The following is a 26,903-nucleotide window of genomic DNA, read 5'->3' as shown; positions in this document are numbered from 1 at the left end:
ACATGCACATGTCTTATGCTAAAATTCATCACAACTTAATAAGTTTGGGAAATATTTATCAAAGAGGTATACAAAACTACTCAATTTACGCTCCATGTGCTAAAGAATCTAATAAATGAAGATGTAACGCGAGATCTGAAAACTAATGGCTTAATTTTTCTCTCCAAAAATATAAAGTCTCATAAATTTAAAAGCCTGCTGAAGAAAACAGATATCTGATTTATCTTTGTGTAAAATCGTGTAACTTTTTCAAAAGAAAATGATAGCCGCTTGTTATGTAAAACAAATTGTAAAAGGTGGACGTATTTTTTTTAAAATCTAAGTTAAAATTAAACATCAAAAAAAATTGAGAGTAAGACATTGTGACGAGTTTGCGTAAAATAATTTATATCATTTTTGTTTTAATAGTCAGCTCTTTTGTCCACTTGACGTCAGCACAAGCAATTGAGCCAGTTAAAATTTCTTCTCAAGATGCTGCTCTTGATCTCTCAAAAGCAATCGAAATTCACCATACAAACAGCCCTATCTTTCAAACAAGTACAGCACCAGGACCAGATGGTATTGTATGGCGCATTGAGGTCCAAGCAAAAAGTGAAAATTTTTCTGGAAACTGGGCAGTATTTTCTCTTGCAAATCCAACAGATGAACAAATTGATCGCCTTATCGTTGCCCCCCATTATCGCATGGCACATTCAGGTTTTCTTTGGCCTGATCTTGGATCAGCGCGGATTCAATCCATTACTCCAAGCGAAGGCTTTTCCCTTGATCGCCAAGCCAGTACAAACTCAGATATCTTTCGGATTACACTCAATCCTGGCACTGTCGTTACATTTGTTGCCGAGCTTAACTCTGCAAATCTACCACAAATCTATTTATGGCAACCTGAAGCTTACAAGGATGCAATCAATTCTTATACGCTTTATCATGGTATTCTTCTTGGTATATCAGGTCTTTTAGCGCTCTTATTAACTGTTCTCTTCGTCGTTCGTGGAACAGGACTCTTTCCTGCAACAGCTGCTGTTGCTTGGGCGGTCCTTTTTTATATTGGTATTGACTTTAACTTTTTAAATAAATTCTTTGCCGTTACATTAACAACGCAACCAATCTGGCGTGCTGGAACAGAAGTAGCGCTTGCTGCTACACTTTTCATTTTTCTCTTCACCTACTTATGTCTTAATCGCTGGCACTATCATTTTAGTTATGGCGCAATCGCTTGGACCATAGCTCTTTGTGGTCTGGGAACCTTTGCTATTTATGATCCAACCAGAGCAGCTGGAATCGCCCGTTTGTCATTTGCACTCACCACCGTGATTGGTACACTCTTAATTAGCTATTTTTCGATCAGAAGCTATGACCGTGCAATCATGCTTATCCCAACATGGTTGCTTATTAGTTTTTGGTGTTTTGGAGCTTATACCTGCATAGCGGGACATTTAGACAATGATATTATACAACCAGCTCTAGCAGGCGGATTGGTGCTCATTGTTCTTCTCATTAGCTTTACTGTCATGCAACAAACTTTTTCCAATGATGCTTTCCATGAAGGAATATTTTCTGACCTTGAACAACAAGTGCTAGCAGCAAAGGGAGCTGGAAATATTATCTGGGACTGGAATGTCGAACGTGATCATATTGTTGTTCATCCAGAGATGGCATCCCTCTTTGGTACCGGAACCCACAAACTTAATGGACCTATGCGTAACTGGATTTCAGCTTTGCACCATGATGACCGTGAACGCTTTCAAGCCATATTGGATATCATTCTTAAAAATAAAAAGGGACGCATTGATCAAATTTTTCGACTTTCTTCCGGTGGTGGCTATTATCATTGGTTTTCTCTCCGTGCACGCCCAGCTATGCAAAAAGATGGAAAAATCACGCGTGTCATTGGGACCATTGTCAATATTACTAACCACAAAAAAGCCGAAGAACGCTTATTGCATGATGCAATTTACGACAGCTTAACGGGACTCCCTAACCAACAAATTTTTTTCGATAGACTACAAAACTACACTTCGTTGGCTAAAGCAAATATCAAAATTAAACCAACCGTCTTTATGATTGACTTTGACAATTTCCGTCAAATTAATCGCAAACTAGGTATAGCTGTTGGTGATACTGTACTGCTCATTATAGCGCGCCGTTTGAGTCGTCTTATTAACTTTCAAGATACCTTGTCACGTCTTTCCGCAGATCGTTTTGCAATCATTTTACTCAGTGAAACTGAACCACAGAAAATTGCAGCATTTGCCGATCATTTGCACAAAACAATCTCAGCCCCTATTTCACTTACAGAAAGAAAAATAACGCTTTCAACATCAATTGGACTGGTCACGTGGAGTGAAAGTAGGTCGACTGCTAAAGATATTTTAAATGATAGCGAACTCGCAATGATCCGTGCAAAACAAATGGGTGGCAACCATATTGAACCTTTTCGCCCTAATTTTCGCACTTTAGGCCTCGAGCATAACACTATGGTGCAAGACATTCATCATGCCATAAAACGTAATGAAATAAAAATCCTCTATCATCCTATTCTTAATTTATCAGACGGACACATTATTGGTTTTGAGACAATTGTAGAATGGCATCATCCAAATTATGGAAATTTAAATGTCTCTGATTTTATCAAGATCGTAGAAAACGAACAAATCGTTATGGATTTGGCACAATTTATTATTGATAATGCCGTTATTGATCTTACAAATATACAAGAAAAATTTTTCCAAAAATCTTTTTTTATTTCAATCAATTTACCAAGCGCCGAAATGGTTCATCCTCGCTTTATAAGTCAATTGCGTTCCACTCTGCTTCGCTACCCACTCAATAAAGGAAGCTTGATGATAGAAATATCTGAGTTTGTCTTGAGAAAAAATCCTGAACAATCAGCACACTTTCTTGAACAAATTAAAGCACTAGGAATGAATCTCGCATTGGATAATTTTGGAACAGGTTATTCATCACTTGCCTATCTCGTCCGTTATCCATTCGACATGGTTAAATTGGATCGTTCGCTTATCGCAATCGATTCTCTCAAGAAAAAACTGGTTCTCAAGTCCATTATCAACATAGCGACTGACCTTAATTTGCAAATCATCGCAGAAGGCGTTGAAAATGAAAAAGAAGCGATATTCCTACGTCAAGAAGGCTGTAAATATGTTCAAAGCACACTCGTTACTAAGCCAATTGCCATCGAAGAATTAATTACTCTCGTTCAAAATCACTTCCCTTATTAAAATTAAGACCTCGTAGATAGGACACTGTTTAATACTAAATTTGTGAAATAGTGAAACTCTTTACGCATGACCCATTTCAGAAGCAAGATAAGTCGGATTAATTCCCATGCGAATTAAACTTTCATCATACTTGCAACTTAAATTGCTTTCAAAAAGAAAACTAGGCGATGTAGGGCTGATTAACCAACCGTTTGTGGAAATTTCTGCCTCGAGCTGTCCTGCTTTCCATCCAGCATAACCTAGTGCTATCAAGGCATGTTGAGGGCCTTTTTCGCAACTGATCGCTTTTAATATATCAATCGTTGCAGTAAAGCAGATCTTATCTGCAACAAGAACAGTTTCTTCACAAGCATAATCATCTGAATGGAGCACAAAACCACGGGAAAGATCAACAGGGCCACCATAGCGTACGGGAAAATTTTTTATCGGTTCAGAAAGATGTTTTTTTTGGGCACTGTTTATTATCCCAAGATGAAGCAAAAGCTCAGGAAAATTAATATGGTGCAATTGATTGAGAATAATGCCCATAGCACCAGCATCAGAATGTGCACAAACATAAATAACAGAACGAATAAAGCGTTTGTCATTCATCCCAGGCATTGCTATGAGTAACTGCCCACCTAAAAAGCCATTACACTGCTTCATCAATCTGTCATTCTCCATAATTTACATGTTAAAACTGAATTCAATTCATAAAATAAGAAAATAAATCTCCAATGAAAAAAATTCAAATATTTCTAAACTTACAAAGTATATCAACTTTCTTTCATAAAAAACTCTTAATTACTCTAAATTTAATATTCGTATTTTTAGGATTACTTAGCTTCTCTTTAAGCGCTCAAACAAAACAAAAATCATATCTTCTTGCAACACCTTGGTATGAATCAGATGGTGGCCGCATCAGAATAGCTATCACCACCCCATCTCTCTCTGGAATAAGAAACGGTATTATTGAAATTACACTTAAACCTGGATGGAAAACGTACTGGCGTAATCCAGGAAATTCAGGTATGGCACCATTTTTTAATTTCGAGCAACAGGTTTCTTATGAAATATTTTATCCTACACCACAACTTTATGAAACAGAAAATGATTGGTCAATAGGTTATAAAAATAAGGTTTTATTGCCTTTTACTATTTCCAACGCACACAATAATTTAACTGGTTCTTTAACTCTTGGATTATGTAATGAAATCTGTCTTCCATTTACTGTTAACTTTAATTTTTCTTCATCGATTGAAAAAAACAAACGTCTCCCTTCATCCTTGTTACAGAAGGCTCAAGATACCTTACCCCGCACAACCAATCATGCATTAAAAATAAATGCTGAAAAAAATAACAAAACCCTTTTCATCAAAATACAAAATAATAGTAAAATTACACCTATCTCTCTCTTTTTAGATGGAGGAGAAATGCAAATTGGACCAGCAAAAAAAGTAAGTGATAAGGTTGAGTGTACAGTTTTTAGCGCCCCGATTTATTTCATACCAGATGAAAAAAACCAAACAGTTTTTTATACAGTTTCCTTTAAAGATCACGCATTAAGTGGTACATTCAAACTCCTTAAGAAATCAAATCCTCCTGCTACTCCGTGATAAAAGAGCAAACTTTCCAAACAAAAACTATACTAAAAAATATCCGTTTTCACGATATTCTGCAATTGCTTTACGTGCAAGCGTGTCTGCACGTTCATTATCTGGGTGGCCAGCATGGCCTTTTATCCAGTGCCATCTGACAGTATGACGCGAACAAACCTCCTCAAGAGTTTGCCATAACTCTCTATTTTTAACAGCTTTTTTTGATACAGTACGCCAATTATTCTTCTTCCATCCTTCAAGCCATAAAGATATACCGTTGCGCACATAAACTGAGTCCGTATAAAGATCGACAAAACAAGATTCTTTAAGTGCCTTCAATGCACAAATTGCTGCCATCAGTTCCATTTGATTGTTGGTTGTTTGTGCTTCTCCACCATAAAGCTCACGTTCATGACTATTCCAGCGTAAAATTGCTCCCCACCCTCCAACTCCAGGATTACCTGAGCAAGCACCATCTGTATAAATTTCGACGATTTTTTGCTTATTTAACATAAAATTCAAAAACCTAATTCACTCAGCGAACTTACATTACTGAAAAAACAAAGCTTGTGCCAATATTCCCACGGATCTTTCTTAACAACAAAACTACCGGGCGGTGTATTAAACCAATCATAAAGACGCGTGAGTAAAAAGCGTAAAGCTGCACCACGCACCAAAAAAACAATTGCGTTCAATTCTAAAGGCGTCAATGACCTTATCTTTTGATAATTTTCCAATAGCCCACGTGCTTTAGCAAGATTATAGGAATGGTCCTGTTCAAAACACCAAGCATTCAAACAGATAGCTAAATCATAGGCCCAAAAATCAGTACAAGCAAAATAGAAGTCTATAATACCAGAAAGACGACGATTCAAAAAAAATACATTATCATTAAATAAATCGGCATGAATAATACCTGTTGGCAAATTCGACGGCCAATTTTTTTCTAAAAAAGCCAACTCGGTATCAATTTTTCTTCCAAACTCTTTCAGCAACATATCTTCCTTTGTTTGACAATTTTCCCATAATAGTTTCCAATCGACAAGAGAAAGAGTATTCCTACGGTTAAGCGAAAAATCCTGTCCTGCTAAATGCAATTGCGCTAAACTACTACCCACTTTACAGCAATGATATACATCGGCTTGACGAACCCACATTCCTTCCAGAAAAGTAATAATAGCAGCAGGACGTCCTGCTAATTCTCCGATTATTGTCCCATCACTTTGAATTACCGGTTGAGGGCAAGGAATTCCACGCCGCCCTAAATGTTGCATAAGACTACAAAAAAAAGGCAAATCACCTTTTGAAATACGTTTTTCATAAAGCGTTAAAATAAACTTCCCTTCAGTTGTATAAAGCATAAAATTAGAATTCTCGATACCCTCCGCTATGCCTTGATAGGACAGAAGTGAACCTATCGAATAACGTGTTAAAAATTTCTTCAAATCATTCTGATGAATATCAGTATAAACTGCCATTATTTTGCTTTCGTTTTTACCCCTTTATGTCTCATCATTTTCATTTGTTAACGACTTAGCTCAACCATTAACGAAAGCCATATCTTTAGGGGTCAAAATGACATCACGCAATTCCCTATTAACTAAAAATGTCTCCGTTTCTACTGCAGTTTCAGTTAATTCTATTCTAACGTCATAACGCTTACGAAAAGCTGTAATAATTTCATTAACAATAACTTCAGGAGCGGATGCACCAGCTGAGAGACTTACGACCGAAAGAGCTCCAAGACGATCAAAATCAATTTCGTTAACACCTTGCACTAAAATAGCTTGGCGCGCACCAAATCTCTCAGCAACTTCTACCAAACGTCGTGAATTAGAAGAATTTGGTGCACCGACAATTAAAAATAGATCACTTCCCAGCGCTGCCGCTTTAACAGCTTCTTGCCGATTCGTAGTAGCATAGCAAATTGATTCAGCTGCCGGTGATTCTAACATAGGAAAACGCCGTTGCAATACATCAAGAATCTCCGCTGTATCTTCAACAGAAAGTGTTGTTTGCGTGACAAATCCCAATTTTTGCGGATCATCTGGTTGATAATATAAAGCATCCTTTACTGTCTCAATTAATGTAACAGCCCCTTTTTCAAGCTGTCCCATTGTTCCTATGACCTCTGGATGACCAGAATGACCAATCAATATGACATGACGGCCATGTCGTTGATGTCTTATCGCTTGTTTATGAACCTTAGAAACCAAAGGACATGTTGCATCAAGATATAGCAGATTATATCGACGTGCTTCTTCTGGTACCGATTTTGGTACCCCATGGGCAGAAAATACAACGGGTTGACTACGATGCTCTTCTGGAATCTCATTAAGCTCTTCAACAAAAATAGCTCCACGCTGCTGCAAACCCTCAACTACATAACGATTGTGTACAATCTCATGACGAACATAGACTGGAGCACCATATTTTTTTAACGCAAGAATAACAATCTGAATCGCACGATCAACTCCAGCACAAAACCCCCTCGGACTACAAAGCCGCATTGTTAAAGAAGAAAATTCTAACATAATTTATCCCTTGATATCTATAGACTTTATCATATACCTCAACTTACTATTGCTATACATCATGCAGGCAGTATAATAGATAGGGTAGTAAAAATTACGAAACACTCCCTCCTCTATGACACAACATTCCAACCTTTTTTAGGTTATTTTTGTACTTTATTAAAACACAATTTTTAATTTTCGTTGCTTGGCTGCATCAGATTTAAGAGATGAAAAACCTCCAAACTAGAGATTCAATTAAAAGAGCTCCGAATATAGCGGCCAAATAAAATAACGAAAAGAAAAACGTTTTTTTTGCCAATAAAATAGTTGAGTCATGCGTATCAGTTTTCCATAAACGATAGGCAAAATAAATAAAGATGATGCTCAAAATTGTCGAAAAAATACCATAGGCAACCCCTGCAAAACCACTCATAAAAGGTCCAGCGGCGCATATTGTCATAAGGATAGTATAAAATAAAATCTGTTTTTTTGTTGAATATTCTCCTCGTACATTAGGCATCATAGGAATACCCGCTGCATCATAATCAAGAGATGAAAATAAAGAAAGGGACCAAAAATGTGGGGGGGTCCACATAAAAATGATTAAAAATAATAAAAAACTCTCAATATTCACCGTACCCGTTGCTGCAACCCATCCAATCATAGGTGGGAAGGCTCCAGCTGCACCACCAATAACAATATTTTGTGGCGTTATACGTTTTAGCCAAATTGTATAGACAACAATATAAAAGAAGATGGTAAACGCAAGAAGAAATGCTGCAAACCAATTAATGAAGCTTCCCATAATCAATACCGAAAGCATAGAAAGAGCCATGCCAAAAAAAAATGCCTTCTTGGAGCTGATTTTACCGCTAGGAACAGGGCGATTTTTAGTACGTTCCATCACTGCATCAATATCAGCATCATACCACATATTAAGTGCTCCAGCACCACCACCACCTACAGCAATACACAAAATTGCTAAGAAACCATACAATGGATTTATAGAAACAGGTGATACAAGCAATCCAACCATAGCTGTAAATACAACAAGCGACATAACCCGTGGTTTCAATAACGTGATATAATCATAAATACTAGATTCTGGACGGAGCAATTTACCATTGTCAGCCGGTAATTCTTCTGAAACAGACATTCCCCTCAAAACCCTTTTTTTCCTCTGTCATACACAAGCAAATATTGTCTCGTATATACGAATGACCAATTAATATGAGTACTTTTGAGAACATAGAGGATAGTCCTCTTATACGCATTCATTAAAAACAGATAGAAGCATTTGCAATAAAAATACATTTTTTCAATACACATTTTTTACATTCATTAAAAACGTATCATAAAAACAAAATACAACCTAGCAAACATTCTAAAGCAATGTTCAAATCTTTTTCTCCTATAAGATACTGTTTTTTTCAATTTTTCTTTTGTGTCTATGGATTAATATGTTTTGGTAGATACCGGTTTTGTGTTATAATTTTTGTTTGAAAATTCACTTTTTATATAACTCACTGCACGAGTGCTTAGTGTTGATGAGGGTAAGGTTTTCTGTGATACTTTATAAATTGCTAAAAAAAACTTTCTTTATTGGTGTTGTTATTTATACACTTTGTAATATTTCTACCAATTACGCCGTTGCACAAACATCCAACACGCAAAATGTCCCTGCTCCACAAACTTACGGTGCATGGACAAAAGTTTGTTCTTTGCCACCGGGTACACCTAACATACAATGTGAAGTTGTACAAAACGTATACACAAAAAATCGCCATGATATTAGCTTCCGTGTTACGTTTTATAAACTCCCTAAAAATCAAGGAGCTTTGATGCGTGTTTTTGTTCCAATTCGTGTTGAATTGCGCCTTGGTGTTGGAATCAAAATTGACGATAAAGATATGGGGAAAATGGAATATCGTCGTTGTCTTGGTGATAATTGCGTTGCTGAAGCTCTTCTTAAAGAAGATATACTACAACTGTTTTTAAAAGGTAAAAGAGCAACCTATTTCATCTTCACAACTCCCGAGCAAGCAATCGGAGGCATTATTGATCTCCAAGGACTTAGTGATGCTTATGCAACTTTACCAAGATAATACAATATAGAATTAACATATATTGACCAATAAAATCTTATACTATAGCTCATTTTATAGCTTCTCAAACAAAACAAATGGAAATCTTCTAGACACCATAAAAATATAGGATAGCCACTATGAAATCCCTGATTGACTATTTTGATATTGCCTCATCTAAAGTGCAATCACTTGTACAAGAATCTCTTCACAATGCTGACGACGGTGAACTTTACCTTGAGTATACAGAAAGTGAAACTCTTTTGTTTGATAATGGACAGCTTAAAAATGGCTCATTTCATCAAGATATGGGATTTGGTCTACGAATTGTTGCTGGAGAGGCTACTGGATATGCTCATTCTAGTGAATTATCAGCTGCAGCGCTCAAACGTGCCAGTGAAGCGGCTAAAGCTGTTACCTATAATAATCATGTAGGATCTTATAGTGCAGCACCTCAACAAACAAACAAAAGACTCTATCAACCACATAACCCTCTTGATACTCCATCATTCGAAGAAAAAAGTACACTTCTGCAAAACATTGATGCTTATTTACGTAAAAAAAATGATAAATTGCATCAAGTCACTGTTTCTCTTTCCGGTTCACTCCAGCATGTTGAAATTTTACGTGCTGATGGGTACCTTGTTCGTGATATCCGCCCTCTTGTGCGACTTTCTATATCGGTGGTTGCAGCTGAGGGGGATCGGCGTGAAAATGGTTTCTATGGATGTGGTGGCCGGCAAGCATTTAGCAAATTCATTAGCGAAGAAAATTGGAAAAAAGCTGCCGATGAGGCTTTGCGTATGGCTTTAATAAACCTAGAAGCAGAACCAGCACCAGCAGGAACATTTGATGTTGTCTTAGCTAATGGATGGCCCGGCGTTATGCTTCATGAAGCCGTAGGTCATGGATTGGAAGGGGATTTTAACCGCAAAAAAACATCTGCTTTCGCTGAACTTTTAGGCAAACAAATTGCCGCAAAAGGCGTAACAGTCGTTGATGATGGTACAATTCCCGAATGCCGTGGTTCACTTACTGTCGATGATGAAGGCACACCATCAGGATATAATGTTCTTATTGAAGATGGAAAACTTGTTGGCTTTATGCAAGATAGACTCAATGCTCGACTTATGGGTGTTAATCCAACTGGAAATGGACGGCGTGAATCCTATGCATATGCACCAATGCCACGGATGACAAATACGATAATGTTGGGAGGAGATAAAACACCTGAAGAAATTCTCTCCTCACTAAAAAATGGTATTTATGCTGTTTCATTTGGTGGCGGACAAGTTGATATCACTTCTGGAAAATTCGTCTTTGAATGTACTGAAGCTTATCGAGTAGAGAATGGCAAAATTATAGCACCAATCAAAGGTGCAACCCTTATTGGAAATGGACCAGAAGCTATGAAACGCATTACAATGATTGGGAATGATAGCAAACTTGATAATGGCATTGGTATGTGTGGAAAAGCTGGACAAAATGTCCCTGTTGGTGTCGGGCAACCTCATCTACGAATCAATAATATGACAATTGGTGGAACAGCACTTTCATAAACTCATTCTGTACAAATAATTTCCTCATCTAGAGGGCGATTGAAACATAGATCCGCAATCCCATAAAAGAAGAAGCTTTTTTATCTAATCGCTAGAAGATGCATCTAAAGTGGTGACGTTTATTGAAGAAGAATCCGACAAGACGATCTTCTTTGTATTTGTAAAGATGTTTATCATTATTCGGCAGTGTTTTCTTATTTGAGTGAGAAAGAAGAACAGCAATACAATTGTTTACTTTCTCCCTTTCTTTTCATGCATCTGAGCATGACTTTATTAGCAATAGCTTTTGTATTTTTATCCCCTGCAACAAGCTGCGATGTTTGGAAAATATCACTCAAATTTTCTAGAACGAATAAAAGGTAAAAATCAGCTCTAAAACATTCATCACAGCATGAATCTTTGTAATAAATCTTCTCTTTCTTCCCACCCCTTCCCTTGCATGCTAAACTTATCTATAGCTTCCAGCGTAGGGATAAGGCTAGAGAAAAGGGATATCAATCCTCACAGCATCTCCATCACAACCAATCCTTTGTAAATGCTTCCACACCGCAAAGATAGATCCCTTTCTGATACTAGATTCATAAAGTTTATGGATGCTACGCCACTTATCTGAGAATAAGAAAAAGCTCTCACCATTTTAAAACATCATGAATACCTTCAATAAAACGACAGAGATATTTTTTAGCCTTCATATGCATCCCAAAGACTTATCCCCAATAAAGCTTAGATTACTCGCCAATTCCTGCACTTGATGCCATGCCTTTCCTTCGTAACGGTTCTGTTCTTTACAAATGAAATTTTCCCACCACTTTATCTCTTATCTCAAAGTTTAACGAAGGCTAGAGAATCTCATCAAAGGTCTTTCACTCAACAATTTTTTGTATCCTTCTAAGCTAAAGTTTCCAACTTTTATTCATTCTACGCTTACGCAAAACAGCAACAATTTCAACATGCGGTGACCATAAAAATTGATCAATCGGTATGATTTTTTCTATTGTATAACCACCTGCAACAAGAAGAGATAAATCACGAGCAAACGTAACAGGATTGCACGAAACAGCCACCACACGTGGGATTGTTGCCTTCGCCAATTCACGCACCTGCTCTTGTGCACCAGCGCGTGGAGGATCAAAAACAACGTACTCAAAACGCTCAAGTTCTTTTGCAGAAAGTGGACGACGAAAGAGATCACGTTTTTCACAAGTTACTGTTTTTAAACCAGTCGCAAAACGTGCTGCCCGATCTAAATTTGCTAATGCTGCCCCATTATTTTCTACCGCATAAACATTTACTTTTTTTGCCATGCGCAACGCAAATGTTCCCACTCCTGAAAATAAATCAACGGCATTCTTTGCTTTTTTTAAATGAGCTAAAATAATATTGCTCATAATATTTTCTGCTTCAAAAGTCGCTTGAAGAAATCCAGCAGTGGGAAATTCAACACAAACATCTCCGAAATAAACAAACGGTTTTTCTCGTTCAACTAAAACCTCACCTTCAACAGATAAACGTGTAATTCCACGTGCAAGAGCTGTATGAATCATTTTCTGACGAATGCGCTCTTCCCGCACAACACACCCATTTAAAGCAACGTCTAAGCCATTTTCAACAGAGGTTATCGTAATATGAAACCGTTTGTTATGATTGCTTACAAGAGTACAAAGTACCTTGATATCCTCTAATTTAGACATAATCTCTAAACGTGTAACTGGGCATTCCTTAAGTGTAATAATATCATGAGATAGATAACGGTTAAAACCAATAACACAACCTTGCTGGGTAGCTAATGCTGTTAAAGTGATGCGCCGGCGACTGTGATATCCACATTCAATTAAAGGAGAGACAAAGATATCAATCCCATACCTTTTAAGCGCATCAACAACCAATTGACGTTTCCAAGAGCAATAAGCATCGCTACGCCAATGCTGAAGCACACACCCTCCACAATTCTCAAAATGTTGGCAAAGAGCTTCAATGCGTTCTGGTGATTTTTCTTCTAGCGTAATAAGTTTTCCATATTTTCCACAAAGAGTAATTGTGGCCACCTCTCCTGGTAAAGTAAAAGGAACATAAACAGAGTCGTACAGTGTATTGGAAATACCATAACCTCTCGCTCCAATATGGTCGATTATAACTCTGTTGTTCACTCTTTTTTTTCTCCAAATAACAAATATTCTACATTGCCATCACCACCTGCTATAGGTGAAGGAAGCAAACCTTTTGCTATCCACCCTCTTTGAGTGTTTAGCCAATCAAAAAGACCTTCAGCAGTTTGTTTTGCTATCGATAGATTTCTCAATATCCCACCCTTACCAAGAGCTTCTCGACCAATTTCAAATTGTGGCTTTACTAATAAAACCGCTTGAGCTCCCCTCCTAGCTAGAGACAAAACAGGAGGCAATGCAAGTTTAAGAGAAATAAAACTGACATCTGATACTATGAGATCAATTTCCCGACCACCTAAATGTTTCTGTTTCAAATCTCTAACATTTAAGCCCTCTAATAAGGTTATAGCACTGTTGCCAGATAAACGTGCATCCAATTGATTATGGCCCACATCAACAGCAATAACATGAGCTGCTCCGCGCTCTAAAAGAACTTGCGTAAAACCACCTGTCGATGCACCAATATCAATGGCAGTCACTTTATCGGTTATAATTGGAAATGCATCAAGTGCACTGATCAATTTTAACGCCGCGCGTGAAACATAATTTTGTGCAGGATCGCAAACTACAATTTCTGCGTTATCAGAAATAATATGCCCAGCTTTTAAAATTATTTCGCCATCAACCTTAATAGTTTGGCGGATAATAGCGTCACGTGCCCGTGAGCGCGTCGTAAAAAAGTTTTTTTCAACTAAAAGAACATCAAGTCTTTTCTTAACGCCCATTTCATACTCGAACTTTCTGCTCTGTCCGAATTTTGCGTCCTAAAGCAGTAAAGACAGTATTAATAATACCTAAAGCATCAAGCCCAATACGTGAAAGAACTGTCTTTGGTGAACCGTGATTCAAATATTCATCAGGAAATTTTAATGTGCGAACTTTCAAACCATGTTCTAAAAGCCCTTCTTGCGCCAAAAACTGTAATAAATGCGCTCCAAATCCACCCATTGCACCTTCTTCAATTGTCACCAATACTTCATGCTCACGTGCCAAACGACGCATCAAATCTTTATCCAAAGGTTTTGCAAACCGTGCATCCGCAACCGTCGTAGATAATCCCTCTGCACGCAACTCATCAGCAGCTACCAAAACTTCTGTCATCCGCGCTCCAAAACAAACCAAAGCTATCCTGTTTCCCTCACGCAAAACACGTCCTTTTCCAATCTCTAGTACCTCACCACGCTGTGGCAAATCCATACCAACACCTTCACCACGCGGATAACGAAAAGAAATTGGCCCCTGATCATAAGCTGCAGCAGTACGCACCATATGCATTAGCTCGATTTCATCAGAAGGCGCCATCACAACGAATTCAGGAAGAGTGGTCAAAAAAACAATATCAAAACTGCCAGCGTGCGTCGCACCATCTGCCCCCACGAAACCTGCTCGATCAATCGCAAAACGCACCGGTAACTTTTGAATCGATACATCGTGAATAATCTGATCATAAGCACGTTGTAAAAAAGTAGAATAAATTGCAACAAAAGGTTTATAACCTTCACAAGCAATACCAGCAGCAAAAGTTACCGCATGCTGCTCAGCAATACCAACATCAAACATTCTTTCAGGGAATTTTTCAGCAAAAGAATCAAGACCTGTTCCTGTCGGCATTGCAGCTGTTATACTAACAATTTTATCATCATGACTGGCTTCCTCTATTAAAGCTTTAGAAAACACCTTAGTATAGGAAAGAGCATTGCTTTGTGTCTTAATCTGTTTACCTGTAACAATATCAAAACGATTAACACCATGATATTTATCAGATGATGCTTCCGCAGGTGCATAACCCTTGCCCTTATGAGTTACTACATGCACCAAAACAGGACCATCAGGATATTCACGAACATTTTTCAAAACAGGCAATAAATGCCCCAAATTATGGCCATCTATTGGTCCAACATAGTAAAAGCCAAGCTCATCAAATAAAGTTCCTCCAACCAAAAAACCACGTGCGAATTCTTCCGAACGACGTGCTTTATCTAAAAAGAACTTTGGTAATTTCTCACTTAGTATCTTTACTCGTTCACGCAAATTACGGTATGATGGTCGGGAAACAAGCCGCGCAAGATGGGCACTCATAGCACCTGTAGGAGGTGCAATAGACATGTCATTATCGTTAAGGATAACAATCAAACGAGCATCTAAAGCGCCTGCGTTATTCATCGCTTCATAAGCCATACCAGCAGACATAGCACCATCACCAATTACAGCAATAATGTTTCGCCTTTCCTCAGCCTTCAAAGCACTAGCAACCGCCATACCAAGACCGGCTGAGATAGAAGTAGAAGAATGTCCCGCCCCAAATGGATCATACACACTTTCTGAACGCTTGGTAAAACCTGACAATCCACCATCTTGACGCAATGTGCGAATTCTATTTCTACGCCCCGTCAAAATTTTATGGGGATAGGTTTGATGACCAACATCCCAAATAATCCTATCGTCAGGTGTATTAAAAACATAGTGCAACGCAACAGTAAGTTCAACAACACCAAGCCCAGCACCAAGATGACCACCTGTTATCGAAACCGCATCAATTGTTTCAGCTCGCAACTCATCAGCCAATTGCACCAAATCAGACTGGGGCAATGCTCGCAAATCCTGTGGCAAACGAATACAATCAAGAAGTGGCGTTATTGGCTTAGACAAAAATAGAGCTCCTTATATTTATTAGAATGAAAAGATAGGCGCACATTTTTCTCTATTTTGTTCACAGTGTGTCGTATTTTATACTGGAATACTTCACATATTCGAGATTATCTACAGATTTTCTTATTTCCAGCTCATTACATAAAAAGAAATTAATAAAATCTGTTGTCCATAAATGAGGTCTCTTTACCTTTTTTAACTCAAAAAATACAGAAAAATTACTGAAATTTATTCAGGATCAAGCGGCTCTACTCCTTCTGGAAAACCTGCTTCTGAAAGCTGAATTTTCTCAACTTTAGCTTCAGCTACTTTCAAGAGTCTCTCGCAATGCTTTTTAAGAGCCTCACCACGCTCATAAATATCAATTGATTGTTCTAAAGGAACATCACCGCGCTCCAAATTTTCAACAATCATTTCAAGCTGCTTAAGTGCTTCCTCAAAACTTAATGCTGTAATATCCCCCTTTTTTATCTCTTGTTTCATGCAACCCTCACAAGATATCGGTTCTGGATATACGAATCCCAAAACCTTCTAAACCTACATAATGACGCTCTTTAGAAGCGTAAACAATAACAGAACTAATCCCTAAATGTTTCAAAATTTGTGACCCTAAACCAATTTGGCGCCATTCTTCTTCGCGCTCAATCGCCTGTACATGGTTTTCTAAACCTTCTTTTGCCATTTTCTGAACACTAATAGCTGGTTGGTGACCAACACCAACCGATCCTTCACGCAAATAAACAAAAACACCACGTTTTTCCTTTTCCATCATACGTCGCATGATAGCGATAATATCCGATGATTGACCAAAAACATCATTCATAATGTTTTCACGATGCAAACGCACAGGGATATCTTCACCATCACGAATATCACCAAAAATGATTGCAACATGCTGAACTGCTTCCCAAGGGAGTTGATAACTCTGAACGACAGCTATTCCTACCGGTGTTTCAATATGCATTTCTCCAACATGCCTGATTAACATTTCCTTACGCTGACGATAAGCAATTAAATCTGCAACCGTTATCATATGCAATCGATTATCTTGTGCAAATTTTGTAACTTCATCTCCGTGTTTAACGCTGCCATCATCATTGACCAACTCACCAATAACACCGACTGGCGGCAAACCAGCTAATTTACATAAATCAACAGCCGCCTCCGTGTGACCTGAACGCATCAGAACCCCCCCTTCATGCGCAATCAAAGGGAAAATATGTCCTGGACGGACAAAATCGTGAGGACCGGCATTGGGATTAGCAAGATTACGAACCGCCAATGTACGATCGTGTGCAGAAATACCCGTGGTTATCCCATGTTTAAAATCCACAGTAACAGTAAATTGGGTCCGGTGTGCTGAATTATTATCTGGCACCATAGGAGCAAGATGAAACCGTTGCGCTTCTTCTTTTGGCATAGGTGCACACACAATACCTGTTGTGTGGCGAATGATAAACGCCATCTTTTCCTCTGTACAATGGACAGCGGCAACAGTTAAATCACCCTCATTTTCACGGCCATCATCATCCGTAACTACAACAATTTCACCGCGTTCAAAAGCTCGAAGCGCAGAAACAATTTTTTTCTGATCATAAGTCATCACTTACCTTTCAAATCAACCAACCTGACCGCGATGCCTTAAATAATGATCAGCAATAGCACAAGCGACCATCGCTTCACCAACAGGAACAGCGCGAATTCCAACACATGGATCATGGCGTCCCTTGGTTGTAACATCTACATTGTTACCATCAACATCAATTGAACGACGGGGAACCAAAATTGATGAAGTAGGCTTCACGGCAAAACGTGCAATAATTGGCTGTCCGCTCGATATTCCACCTAAAATACCACCAGCATGATTGGACAGAAAGAGTGGTTTTCCATCACTTCCCATCCGCATTTCATCTGCATTTTCTTCTCCCTTTAGGCAAGCTGCTGCAAAACCATCACCAATTTCAACACCCTTAACTGCATTAATCGACATGAGTAATGATGCAATATCTTGATCAAGCTTTGCGTAAATAGGCGCTCCCAAACCCGCCGGAACATTTTCTGCAACAATCTCAACAACAGCACCAACAGATGAACCATCTTTACGTAATTTATTAATATAATCACTAAAAACGCGCACCATCTCTGCATCAGGTGTAAAAAAAGGATTGTTATCAACCTCTGACCAATCCCAATGATCGCGATTAATAGTATGAGGACCAATGGCTATCACAGCGCCCCGGACAATCAGGCCAGGAACAATTTTACGTGCAAGTGCACCTGCTGCAACACGTGCTGCCGTCTCACGCGCTGAAGCACGTCCTCCACCTCGAAAATCACGAATGCCATATTTAACATCATAAGTATAATCCGCATGACCTGGACGATACTGATGAACAATAGAACTATAGTCTTTCGAGCGTTGATCTGTATTTCGAATAAACAGAGAAATTGGCGTACCCGTTGTCACGAATGTCGTGCCATCATCTTGGACAATAACTCCTGAAAGAATCTCTACTTGATCTGATTCTCGGCGCTGCGTTGTATATTTGGATTGTCCCGGTCTGCGTTTATCAAGATATGATTGAACATCTGACAGAGTAAAAACAATCCCCGGAGGACAACCATCAATGACACACCCGAGAGCAACCCCATGACTTTCACCCCATGTTGTTACACGAAACAAATGTCCAAATGTATTATGCGACATGAAAAATGACCGTTTCTTTGTCAAATATATGCAACGACAGCGAATGTCGAACTTTGCACCAACAACCTCTATCTCAAAATATTATTCGGCCGTTTTAGATTCAGTCAAATCACTGCTGTTAATTAAAGGCTTATAAACCAAACTTTATTCTTTAACGACAGAAATGTCTGGTGCATCAACGGCTTTCATGCCTATGATGTTATAACCTGAATCCACATGATGCACTTCACCAGTAACAGAACGAGACAAATCGGAAAGAAAGTAAAGAGCAGAATCACCCACCTCTTCAATTGTTACTGTACGCCGTAAGGGAGCATTATATTCATTCCATTTTAAAATATAACGGAAATCACCAATACCAGAAGCAGCTAGCGTTTTGATTGGCCCAGCAGAGATAGCATTAACGCGAATACGCTTAGGACCTAAATCGACTGCTAGATATTTCACGCTTGCTTCAAGAGCCGCTTTTGCAACTCCCATCACATTATAATTGGGAACAACCTTTTCTGCACCATAATAAGTCAGTGTTAAAATTGAACCACCATCCGACATCAATTTCTCTGCACGCTTCGTCAGAGCCGTTAAGGAATAAACAGAAATATTCATGGTCATCATAAAGTTCGATTCGCTAATATCAATATAACGACCACTTAATTCATCCTTATCAGAAAAACCAATAGCATGAACTAAAAAATCTAATTTGCCCCATTTCTTCTCTATTGCTCTAAAAACCGCATCTATTGATGCACTATCAGAAACATCACAATGACCACAAACAACCCCCTTTACTTCCTCAGCCAAAGGCTCAACACGCTTTTTCATCGCCTCACCTTGATAGGTAAAAGCGAGCTCCGCACCTGCGTTACTCGCCGCTTTAGCTATGCCCCAAGCGATAGAACGATTATTGGCCAATCCCAAAATTAAACCACGCTTGCCGTACAATAAACCATTACCCTTAGCCATTAGCACTGCCCCGTTACTACTCGAATTAATATTATTTATCTGCCTATGGCATAGGTCAACTTTTTCTTCAAGTGATTGCTTTAAAAGCAAACCAAAACTGCAGCGTTTATACAGTTAAAAATTATTCTTTCTGCATTTGCAAAAACTGTTCTAACGCGGCATCGCCACCTTCTGGCAACATGACACGAACATGCACATAAAGATCGTCTCTTTTACCATTTTTTAAACGGAGTCCTTTTCCTTTCAACCGTAAAACACGATCAGAACTTGACCACGCAGGAATAGTTAAAACCACCCGCCCTTCCAAAGTCTCAACTTCTTCTTTTGCTCCAAGAACAGCATGTTTAAGGGGAACTGGTAAATCAAGATGAAGAGCCCTTCCTTCAAGCCGCAAGCGAGGATGTTTTTGAATATGAATAGTTATCAATGCATCTCCTGCTTGTCCGTAAGCCACCTCTTCTCCCTGGCCTTTTAAACGAATGGTTTGCCCATCTTCAACATAGTCTGGCAGCTTAATTTTTAACTTTTTCCCATTAGGAAAAACTGCTTCCACCTTTTCTGCACCAACCATCTGCTCCAATGTTATCGCAAGATTTGCACGAACATGAGCCCCTTGTTGAGACCGATTATATTGTGCAGAATTTGAAAAGCTCCCTTTTCCTCCAAACAGATCACGAAAAATATCGCTCGCATCAAAATCTGCACCACCTGAAGAACCAAAATCAAAACCCTTCGCTCCTCGTGAAAAAGGATTGTGTCTATTGCTAAAATTTTCACCAGCACCATAAGTTTGATAAAGTGGTTTTCCCTCCATATCAATTTCACCACGGTCAAATTGTGCTTTTTTGTCTTTATCCCCTATAATTTCATAAGCTTGATTAATTTCAGCAAACTTTTCTTTAGCTTTTGCATCATCCATATTATGGTCTGGATGATACTTCTTTGCTAGTCTTCTGAATGCCGATTTAATCTCTTGCGGTTTCGCGGTACGTGTCACACCCAAAATTGTGTAGGGATCACGCATATTGTCCTCTTTTCACTTTTTTGTTCTCAAAATATCAACTGATGTGTTATTTAATATCCTTCATAGCTTAATCAGTCTATTTTAGAGAATAATTTTCTCTGTTTATGTTTATAATGTCTATAAAGAAACTAAAATACCATCTACAATAGACATTTTTTTAATATAGCGCATCCCATTCAATGCTAAAGAAAAAATAATTAAAACACTATAAAAATACATAACAGAATTGATTTTTTGAAAGAGAAAAAATAGCGCTTTACCTCTCTATGATAGAATAACTTAAAGAATGCCTCACTCGTGCTCACTGATGTTCGGAGATACTATGAGCAATAAAGAACAAACAGACAATGACTTCATGCAAATGGAAAAACCTTTCGCACTCTTCGCAAAATGGCTTGAAGAGGCAACTGCGAGCGAAATAAATGATCCCAACGCTATGGCATTAGCAACAGTTGATGAAACAGGCTTGCCTAATGTTCGTATGGTTCTTCTCAAAGACTACAGTCCCCAAGGATTCGTCTTCTATACCAATTATGAAAGCCGCAAAGGACAAGAAATTTTAAAATCAATGAAAGCATCATTAAGTTTTCATTGGAAATCGCTTCGCCGTCAAGTCAGAATTAGAGGAATCGTTGAAAAGGTTACACCTCAAGAAGCAGATGCGTATTTCCAATCGCGACCACGTGGCAGTCGAATTGGCGCATGGGCATCCAAACAATCTCAGCCATTAGAAAACCGTTTTGCCCTCAAAAAAGCAATTGCCAAATATACTGCTCATTATGCAGTAGGTAATATACCACGCCCATCTTATTGGTCTGGTTTTCGTGTTAAACCCCTTTCTATTGAATTCTGGCGTGACCGTCCGTTTCGTTTACATGATCGTCTACTCTTTACACGCGATTCTGTTGAAAATGTCGATTGGCAAAGACAACAGCTTTATCCCTAATTCTTCAGGCATTAAAGAGCATGAAGCCTTTGTTTATATAAAGACTAAACAGCTATTCACAAAACTAAGAATAGATTATTAATTTCAGTTTAAATCGGAGAATTGCATTTTTACCATAAAACTTATTTGAAACGATCTTTCACCTACTATACCATTTGATAGAAAGGTTACAGTTATAAGCCCTATCCCAATGAAAATGCTGTTTTATGAGAACCTCCGTAAGGTGATCAGCGGTGTTCAAACAGAGCTTAAAAAGGTAAGATGATCTTGCACATTCTGAAGTTCGGAAAAATAAAATTAGAATAAGAGATTATTTTTAATTTATTTCTAAAAAATAGCAATTGCGCACGAAAAAGAGCTCTAAGACTAAAAGAAAAAAATTAAAAATCAATGAGAAAAACCTTAGGTTTTCATTCTCTTTACTTTCAAGCATCACATAACATACGATTTTATTTTTTAACTTTTTGTTAAATAATAGGATGAAGTATCATTCCTATACCACCGCATACCAAACCAGCAAAAATCACAAAACCAATAAATGAATTCGATTTGAAAAGCTTTAGGCATTGTGAATTGTCATCGATATCAAGAACTTTAATTTGAATAAACATATGGATACTTGCAACAAGAATGCCAAAAAAACTAAGAATGGGAACCTGTGCTAAATAAAATGCTAAGCTAACGAAGACCACAAAACCACTATACAAAAATACCAAAGCACGTTTGGTGGCTTTACCAAAGAGAAGTGCTGTGGAAAGTACGCCAACAGTAGCATCATCCTCCTTATCTTGATGCGCGTAAATTGTATCATACCCTATTGTCCATAAGATTGATCCTACATAAAGTAAGATCGGAGCCCAATTCAGACTTCCAAACACAACTGCCCATCCCATTAATGCCCCCCAATTAAATGCAATACCTAAAAAAAATTGTGGCCAATATGTTATGCGTTTCATAAAAGGATAAAGTGCAACCGCCACTAATGATGAGAGACCTAGAAAAAAACTATATCTATTAAATTGCGATAAAACACCTAAACCAACCAAACATTGCACCAATATAAAAACTTTTGCCTGGAATCGGCTTACATGGCCTGTTGGCAATGGACGAGAACGTGTCCGTTCTACCTTAGAATCAATTTTATGATCAATAAGATCATTCCAAGTGCACCCCGCACCCCGCATAGCTATAGAACCTAGAAAAAAAAGAAAAAGATACCAAAACCAATTCATTAACATTGATAAAAGAGAGTACCGATGCATCTCATAAGAAAGAAGAGCCATTGTCGTTGACCAGAAACAAGGCCACATCAACAACTGCCATCCGATAGGCCGATCCCAACGTGCCAATTGAGCATAAAACCACAAAGAAGGAGGCAGCAAATGGTAGACCCATTGGTTGGAAGGAGCATCTATAACCCTTCCCTGACTCTCACAAGATTGAATATGTGTAATATTCTTACTTTTTTTCATCAAATGGCTTCACCTTTAGTCTTGCGATAGAAGCATTTCACTCTTATGACAAGAAACTGATTTGGTCATATTCTATGATAGGAACAAACAATGAACATTCTTCTTATCGGTTCAGGCGGACGAGAACATGCTTTAGCATGGAAAATAGCAGCATCGCCACTGCTAAAAAAATTATATTGCGCTCCTGGAAATCCTGCAACAAAAGAATTTGGTGAAAATATTGATTTAAACATTGATAATCATCCTCTCGTCATTGATTTTTGCAACACACATTCTATTGATCTTGTCGTTGTTGGACCAGAAGCACCACTGGTTGCAGGTATAACAGACTCCCTTAATCGCGCTAACATCTGTGTATTTGGACCTACTCAAAAAGCTGCTCAGCTGGAAGGTTCAAAATCATTCACAAAAGATTTATGTCGTCAGAATAACATTCCGACAGGAACTTACCAATGCTTTCATGATGCTTCCAAAGCTAAAGACTACATTCGTCAACAAGGGGTCCCTATTGTCATTAAAGCCGATGGCTTAGCTGCTGGTAAAGGTGTGGTTGTTGCAATGACAATGGAAGAAGCATTTAAGGCAGTTGATGCCTGTTTGAAAAGTGCCTTTGGCGATGCAGGAGAAAAAATCGTTATAGAATCCTTTCTTGAAGGTGAAGAAGCAAGCTTCTTCTGTCTTTGTGATGGCAAAATTGCTCTTCCCTTTGGATCTGCACAAGATCATAAACGTGTTGGTGATGGTGATATAGGAGCTAATACCGGTGGCATGGGAGCTTATTCACCAGCCCCCATCATGACCCAAGAAATGGTTAATCGTACCCTCAAAGAAATTGTTGAACCAGCTTTGTCCGGTATGAATAAAATGGGCGCTCCCTTTAAAGGTATTCTCTTCGTTGGATTAATGATAACGCAAAAAGGACCGGAATTAATTGAATTTAATGTACGATTCGGTGATCCCGAATGTCAGGTTTTAATGATGCGCTTAAAAGATGATATTCTTCCGCTTCTTCTCACCGCAGCCCAGGGAAACCTTGAAAACAAACCCCTTCAGTGGTCTGAAAAAACTGCCTTAACCGTTGTTATGGCTGCTAACGGTTACCCAGACGCTCCTCAAAAAGGTACTGTCATTCGTAATGTTGATAAGGTCAACGCTCTTTCTGATGTAAAAGTTTTTCAAGCCGGCACAGCACTACGCAATGGAGAACTCATTGCTCATGGTGGACGCGTTTTAAATATAACAGCAACAGGAGAAAACGTTACGCAAGCGCAAAAACGTGCCTATGAAGCTGTTGATTGTATTGATTGGCCAGAAGGCTTTGTTCGCCGTGATATCGGATGGCGAGCAATTGCGCGAGAAAGCTAAATCCTTTGAAGATTCTTTTTTATGACTTGATAGCATGGTATACAAATTTGCTAACTCTTCTGTATTGCTCACAATATTGCATTTTCCTTAAAAAATAAAATATTGTGCTCAACACAAAACAAGAGATTTTCCTAATTATGAAATTGTGATCATCACTTTTCAATCATCATCTCTTGTCATGTTTATTTAAGACCCATTTGTTCATCATTTTTTACAAACAGCCTTTCGCTTAATTAAACTTGAAATAAGCATCTCATGGATTGTCATTGTCTTTGTACCGAGAAAGCTATAAAAAAATTCATTTAAAATCCCCCTACAAATGTTTCAATTATGCCGCAAAATCAAAGCCTAGCTGCAGCAATAAGGTGTCCCCAATGTTATTCAAAGCTGATAACTGAGATTCTGGAAAAAAGCGTTAGTATTGTAACAACAACGGAGAAAACATTTAAAACAGTTCATGCCTGCTAATACGATATTTCAAACAATGCAAAATATCGCAAAAAAATAAATACATCCAGCAGAACAATAGTAAAAAATGTATGCGCATCAATATTAATGTAGCAAAATCCGATTCGCGATCATTAAACGCAGACCCAAGGGATTTCTATAACGCAGTAAAAAGCGTCTTTGTTTAGAATGCAGTGTTGTACAAAAAAATTGACGTAAATCAGAACGATCTTTAACAACCATAATACTATTATCTTCATTGATCATAAGCATAGGGAGGTCATAAGTATCGGCCCATAATCGCCAATCCAGAAGAACATTATTCAAATCTCTAGAAACTAAAAGCGGAATACAAGCCTCTTCATCTGTATGAAGCAACTCTAATGCAACTGCTCTTTCTCCCGAACGTGTTTTCACTGTACGTGCTGCAATCCCTCTGAAATGATAAGCCAGTATTAAACGAGATAAGTTTGAGGGAGAATCAATTTTTAAAAAAACCCCGCGTTCACTCAACGAACAAATTATTTTATTGCCCGTTTTCAATGAAAAATACGTTGTCGTTTGTGGCAAATGGCACGGATCTAACCGAAATTCAAGCCCCGCTTTTGCCTGATTAAAGCATTGATTAGCCATATTAAAGTGTCCCAATTTATTTTAATAATATACACCCTCTAACAGCTTTTCCCCACCGGATTATTAAAAGATTGAATAAAAAACAACTGATTTCTTTTTTGGTTATTGAAATCTAAACAAAAACACATGACAAAGTTTATCACTCTTGAATTATAAGATTTTTCCAGGATTCATAATTCCTAAAGGGTCAAGTATTTCCTTAATCTTCTGCATAATGTCCAATGCAACAGGTGATTTGAAAGTGCGAAGTTCTTCACGTTTAAGCTGACCAATTCCATGTTCAGCAGAAAATGTACCTTGATAATGCATTACTAAACTATGAATCCGGTGATTCATTTGTGACCATAATTGTAAAAATACTGCAGGATCAGCCCCAATAGGCTGCGTAATATTGTAATGAAGGTTCCCGTCACCTAAATGGCCAAAACAAACCACCCGCGCTCCTGGAACAATCTCTTCAACAATAAGAGCTGCCTCAGCGATAAAATCAGGAATAGAATCAATAGGTACCGCAATGTCGTGCTTAATAGATCCACCCGCTAATTTCTGTGCATATGACACACTTTCACGTAATTGCCAAAAAAAATCTTGCTGCTTTAACGATTGCGCAATAACTGCATCTTCTATCACAGCATTATTTAACGCTTCTTCCAAGATAGTACTTAACACTGATAACGCCTCATCATCACCCTGCAATGATGAAATATTAATCAATACATACCATTCATGCTCATGTTCAAAAGGGGATTTCTCGCACGTATTATAGCTTAAGGACAGCTGCAAGCTCAGTTTTGACATAAGCTCAAAACCAGTCAACATTCCCCCTCCCTGAGATTGAGCAAGAGATAAAAACTCTAGAGCCTTCACTGGACTATGTAATCCTACAAAAGCAACTGCTTTTCCTTTCACCTTTGGAAAAAGCTTTAAAACGGCTGCTGTTATAACTCCTAAAGTGCCCTCTGCACCAATGAAAAGATTTTTCAAATCATAGCCACTATTGTCTTTCTTCACAAAACGTAAATCATCCAAAATACGTCCATCAGGCAAAACGACTTCTAAACCAAGACAAAGCTCACGCATATTGCCATAAGCTAAAACAGCTGTTCCTCCAGCATTAGATGAAAGGTTTCCACCTATTTGGCAAGAACCTTCTGAAGCCAAAGAAAGAGGAAAAAAACGACCCCATTCATCCACTTTTTTCTGTAAGTCCTGTAAAATAACACCAGCTTCCACCACAGCAAAATTACCCTTAAGACTCATACATCTAATCTTGTTCAATCGCTCCATAGATAAAAGAACACCATACCCATTTTCATCTGGCTGTTGACCACCTACAAGACCTGTATTTCCACCCTGAGGCACAATCGGTGTGCGGGTCTGGCTAGCCAACTGCATAATTGATGAGACCTCTGCGCAAGAAGATGGCCGTAAAAGTAATGGTGTTTTTCCATGAAACCGTCCGCGCTCTTCAAGTAAATACGGTGCAATTAATACCTGATCTGTTATAGCGTTTGCAACACCAACAATTTTTCTAAATCTCTCAATTAAATCCTGCTCCAT

General features: G+C 38.3%; 22 protein-coding genes. 6 read left to right on the top strand and 16 right to left on the bottom strand.

What is annotated here, in order from left to right:
- Window positions 1-362 precede the first annotated feature (362 nt).
- Entirely contained in the window at window positions 363-3,236 is a 2,874-nt protein-coding gene (locus MCQ_RS01125) for an EAL domain-containing protein (protein ID WP_006923034.1), read from the top strand.
- A 60-nt stretch (window positions 3,237-3,296) separates the two neighbouring features.
- On the opposite strand, the gene MCQ_RS01120 is transcribed toward MCQ_RS01125, so the two are convergent.
- Window positions 3,297-3,881 (bottom strand): YqgE/AlgH family protein, encoded by a 585-nt coding sequence (locus MCQ_RS01120; RefSeq protein ID WP_006923033.1) that lies wholly within the window; start codon window positions 3,879-3,881, stop codon window positions 3,297-3,299.
- Window positions 3,882-3,952: 71 nt separating this feature from the next.
- Here MCQ_RS01120 and MCQ_RS01115 point away from each other — a divergent pair, with 71 nt between their 5' ends.
- Window positions 3,953-4,831 carry a protein-disulfide reductase DsbD domain-containing protein gene (locus MCQ_RS01115; RefSeq protein ID WP_006923032.1) on the top strand — a complete coding sequence of 293 codons (879 nt, stop codon included), beginning with the start codon at window positions 3,953-3,955 and terminating at the stop codon, window positions 4,829-4,831.
- A gap of 27 nt (window positions 4,832-4,858) precedes the next feature.
- Here the strand turns inward: MCQ_RS01115 and rnhA are convergent, their stop codons facing one another.
- The 4 genes from rnhA to cyoE form a co-directional block, all read right to left on the bottom strand.
- A complete protein-coding gene (gene rnhA, locus MCQ_RS01110; protein WP_006923031.1) occupies window positions 4,859-5,326 on the bottom strand; it encodes a ribonuclease HI in 468 nt (155 codons plus the stop codon).
- Between the two features lie 5 nt (window positions 5,327-5,331).
- On the bottom strand, window positions 5,332-6,291 hold the full coding sequence (locus MCQ_RS01105; RefSeq protein WP_006923030.1) for a homoserine kinase: 960 nt from the start codon (window positions 6,289-6,291) through the stop codon (window positions 5,332-5,334).
- A 60-nt stretch (window positions 6,292-6,351) separates the two neighbouring features.
- Window positions 6,352-7,347 (bottom strand): 4-hydroxy-3-methylbut-2-enyl diphosphate reductase, encoded by a 996-nt coding sequence (gene ispH / locus MCQ_RS01100; protein ID WP_006923029.1) that lies wholly within the window; start codon window positions 7,345-7,347, stop codon window positions 6,352-6,354.
- Window positions 7,348-7,549: 202 nt separating this feature from the next.
- The gene (gene cyoE / locus MCQ_RS01095) at window positions 7,550-8,485 is read right to left on the bottom strand and encodes a heme o synthase (RefSeq protein WP_006923028.1); all 936 of its coding nucleotides are present in this window, start codon (window positions 8,483-8,485) and stop codon (window positions 7,550-7,552) included.
- Between the two features lie 391 nt (window positions 8,486-8,876).
- Between cyoE and MCQ_RS01090 the strand changes: the two genes are divergently transcribed.
- Window positions 8,877-9,434 carry an invasion associated locus B family protein gene (locus tag MCQ_RS01090; protein ID WP_006923027.1) on the top strand — a complete coding sequence of 186 codons (558 nt, stop codon included), beginning with the start codon at window positions 8,877-8,879 and terminating at the stop codon, window positions 9,432-9,434.
- 119 nt (window positions 9,435-9,553) lie between these two features.
- Window positions 9,554-10,972, top strand: a complete 1,419-nt coding sequence (tldD, locus tag MCQ_RS01085) for a metalloprotease TldD (RefSeq protein WP_006923026.1) — start codon at window positions 9,554-9,556, stop codon at window positions 10,970-10,972.
- 893 nt (window positions 10,973-11,865) lie between these two features.
- On the opposite strand, the gene MCQ_RS01080 is transcribed toward tldD, so the two are convergent.
- The 8 genes from MCQ_RS01080 to MCQ_RS01045 form a co-directional block, all read right to left on the bottom strand.
- Window positions 11,866-13,119 carry a class I SAM-dependent RNA methyltransferase gene (locus tag MCQ_RS01080; protein WP_006923025.1) on the bottom strand — a complete coding sequence of 418 codons (1,254 nt, stop codon included), beginning with the start codon at window positions 13,117-13,119 and terminating at the stop codon, window positions 11,866-11,868.
- A complete protein-coding gene (locus MCQ_RS01075) occupies window positions 13,116-13,862 on the bottom strand; it encodes a TlyA family RNA methyltransferase (RefSeq protein ID WP_006923024.1) in 747 nt (248 codons plus the stop codon). The genes MCQ_RS01080 and MCQ_RS01075 overlap by 4 nt, the downstream gene beginning before the upstream one ends.
- 1 nt (window position 13,863) lies before the next feature.
- Window positions 13,864-15,786, bottom strand: a complete 1,923-nt coding sequence (gene dxs / locus MCQ_RS01070) for a 1-deoxy-D-xylulose-5-phosphate synthase (RefSeq protein WP_006923023.1) — start codon at window positions 15,784-15,786, stop codon at window positions 13,864-13,866.
- A 228-nt stretch (window positions 15,787-16,014) separates the two neighbouring features.
- Window positions 16,015-16,269, bottom strand: a complete 255-nt coding sequence (locus tag MCQ_RS01065; RefSeq protein WP_006923022.1) for an exodeoxyribonuclease VII small subunit — start codon at window positions 16,267-16,269, stop codon at window positions 16,015-16,017.
- A gap of 7 nt (window positions 16,270-16,276) precedes the next feature.
- Window positions 16,277-17,389 carry a 3,4-dihydroxy-2-butanone-4-phosphate synthase gene (ribB, locus tag MCQ_RS01060; protein WP_006923021.1) on the bottom strand — a complete coding sequence of 371 codons (1,113 nt, stop codon included), beginning with the start codon at window positions 17,387-17,389 and terminating at the stop codon, window positions 16,277-16,279.
- Between the two features lie 15 nt (window positions 17,390-17,404).
- Complete coding sequence (aroC, locus tag MCQ_RS01055) at window positions 17,405-18,493, bottom strand: chorismate synthase (RefSeq protein ID WP_006923020.1); 1,089 nt, start codon at window positions 18,491-18,493, stop codon at window positions 17,405-17,407.
- A 144-nt stretch (window positions 18,494-18,637) separates the two neighbouring features.
- Complete coding sequence (gene fabI / locus MCQ_RS01050) at window positions 18,638-19,456, bottom strand: enoyl-ACP reductase FabI (protein ID WP_006923019.1); 819 nt, start codon at window positions 19,454-19,456, stop codon at window positions 18,638-18,640.
- Window positions 19,457-19,577: 121 nt separating this feature from the next.
- Window positions 19,578-20,480, bottom strand: coding sequence for a DnaJ C-terminal domain-containing protein (locus tag MCQ_RS01045; RefSeq protein ID WP_006923018.1), 903 nt, complete (start codon window positions 20,478-20,480; stop codon window positions 19,578-19,580).
- Window positions 20,481-20,802: 322 nt separating this feature from the next.
- On the opposite strand from MCQ_RS01045, the gene pdxH reads away from it, so the two are divergent.
- Window positions 20,803-21,426, top strand: a complete 624-nt coding sequence (pdxH, locus tag MCQ_RS01040; RefSeq protein WP_006923016.1) for a pyridoxamine 5'-phosphate oxidase — start codon at window positions 20,803-20,805, stop codon at window positions 21,424-21,426.
- A gap of 467 nt (window positions 21,427-21,893) precedes the next feature.
- On the opposite strand, the gene ubiA is transcribed toward pdxH, so the two are convergent.
- Window positions 21,894-22,898 (bottom strand): 4-hydroxybenzoate octaprenyltransferase, encoded by a 1,005-nt coding sequence (gene ubiA, locus MCQ_RS01035; protein ID WP_006923014.1) that lies wholly within the window; start codon window positions 22,896-22,898, stop codon window positions 21,894-21,896.
- 90 nt (window positions 22,899-22,988) lie between these two features.
- Between ubiA and purD the strand changes: the two genes are divergently transcribed.
- On the top strand, window positions 22,989-24,263 hold the full coding sequence (gene purD / locus MCQ_RS01030; protein WP_006923012.1) for a phosphoribosylamine--glycine ligase: 1,275 nt from the start codon (window positions 22,989-22,991) through the stop codon (window positions 24,261-24,263).
- Between the two features lie 552 nt (window positions 24,264-24,815).
- Here the strand turns inward: purD and MCQ_RS01025 are convergent.
- Both MCQ_RS01025 and MCQ_RS01020 read right to left on the bottom strand, forming a co-directional pair.
- A complete protein-coding gene (locus MCQ_RS01025) occupies window positions 24,816-25,343 on the bottom strand; it encodes a DUF6101 family protein (RefSeq protein ID WP_006923009.1) in 528 nt (175 codons plus the stop codon).
- 150 nt (window positions 25,344-25,493) lie between these two features.
- A complete protein-coding gene (locus MCQ_RS01020) occupies window positions 25,494-26,903 on the bottom strand; it encodes an FAD-binding oxidoreductase (protein ID WP_006923007.1) in 1,410 nt (469 codons plus the stop codon).

This window comes from Candidatus Bartonella washoeensis Sb944nv, from assembly GCF_000278135.1.
GTDB classification, from domain to species: domain Bacteria; phylum Pseudomonadota; class Alphaproteobacteria; order Rhizobiales; family Rhizobiaceae; genus Bartonella; species Bartonella washoeensis.
This window is presented reverse-complemented; position numbering and strand designations above follow the sequence as displayed.

What these genes read in the sequence shown, in the direction of transcription:
- MCQ_RS01120 (WP_006923033.1), bottom strand. Translation starts at nt 3,881, where the DNA reads ATGAAGCAGTGTAATGGCTTTTTAGGTGGGCAGTTACTCATAGCAATG.
- MCQ_RS01115 (WP_006923032.1), top strand. Translation starts at nt 3,953, where the DNA reads ATGAAAAAAATTCAAATATTTCTAAACTTACAAAGTATATCAACTTTC.
- rnhA (WP_006923031.1), bottom strand. Translation starts at nt 5,326, where the DNA reads ATGTTAAATAAGCAAAAAATCGTCGAAATTTATACAGATGGTGCTTGC.
- MCQ_RS01105 (WP_006923030.1), bottom strand. Translation starts at nt 6,291, where the DNA reads ATGGCAGTTTATACTGATATTCATCAGAATGATTTGAAGAAATTTTTA.
- ispH (WP_006923029.1), bottom strand. Translation starts at nt 7,347, where the DNA reads ATGTTAGAATTTTCTTCTTTAACAATGCGGCTTTGTAGTCCGAGGGGG.
- cyoE (WP_006923028.1), bottom strand. Translation starts at nt 8,485, where the DNA reads ATGTCTGTTTCAGAAGAATTACCGGCTGACAATGGTAAATTGCTCCGT.
- MCQ_RS01090 (WP_006923027.1), top strand. Translation starts at nt 8,877, where the DNA reads ATGAGGGTAAGGTTTTCTGTGATACTTTATAAATTGCTAAAAAAAACT.
- tldD (WP_006923026.1), top strand. Translation starts at nt 9,554, where the DNA reads ATGAAATCCCTGATTGACTATTTTGATATTGCCTCATCTAAAGTGCAA.
- MCQ_RS01075 (WP_006923024.1), bottom strand. Translation starts at nt 13,862, where the DNA reads ATGGGCGTTAAGAAAAGACTTGATGTTCTTTTAGTTGAAAAAAACTTT.
- MCQ_RS01065 (WP_006923022.1), bottom strand. Translation starts at nt 16,269, where the DNA reads ATGAAACAAGAGATAAAAAAGGGGGATATTACAGCATTAAGTTTTGAG.
- ribB (WP_006923021.1), bottom strand. Translation starts at nt 17,389, where the DNA reads ATGACTTATGATCAGAAAAAAATTGTTTCTGCGCTTCGAGCTTTTGAA.
- aroC (WP_006923020.1), bottom strand. Translation starts at nt 18,493, where the DNA reads ATGTCGCATAATACATTTGGACATTTGTTTCGTGTAACAACATGGGGT.
- fabI (WP_006923019.1), bottom strand. Translation starts at nt 19,456, where the DNA reads ATGGCTAAGGGTAATGGTTTATTGTACGGCAAGCGTGGTTTAATTTTG.
- MCQ_RS01045 (WP_006923018.1), bottom strand. Translation starts at nt 20,480, where the DNA reads ATGCGTGATCCCTACACAATTTTGGGTGTGACACGTACCGCGAAACCG.
- pdxH (WP_006923016.1), top strand. Translation starts at nt 20,803, where the DNA reads ATGAGCAATAAAGAACAAACAGACAATGACTTCATGCAAATGGAAAAA.
- ubiA (WP_006923014.1), bottom strand. Translation starts at nt 22,898, where the DNA reads ATGAAAAAAAGTAAGAATATTACACATATTCAATCTTGTGAGAGTCAG.
- purD (WP_006923012.1), top strand. Translation starts at nt 22,989, where the DNA reads ATGAACATTCTTCTTATCGGTTCAGGCGGACGAGAACATGCTTTAGCA.
- MCQ_RS01025 (WP_006923009.1), bottom strand. Translation starts at nt 25,343, where the DNA reads ATGGCTAATCAATGCTTTAATCAGGCAAAAGCGGGGCTTGAATTTCGG.
- MCQ_RS01020 (WP_006923007.1), bottom strand. Translation starts at nt 26,903, where the DNA reads ATGGAGCAGGATTTAATTGAGAGATTTAGAAAAATTGTTGGTGTTGCA.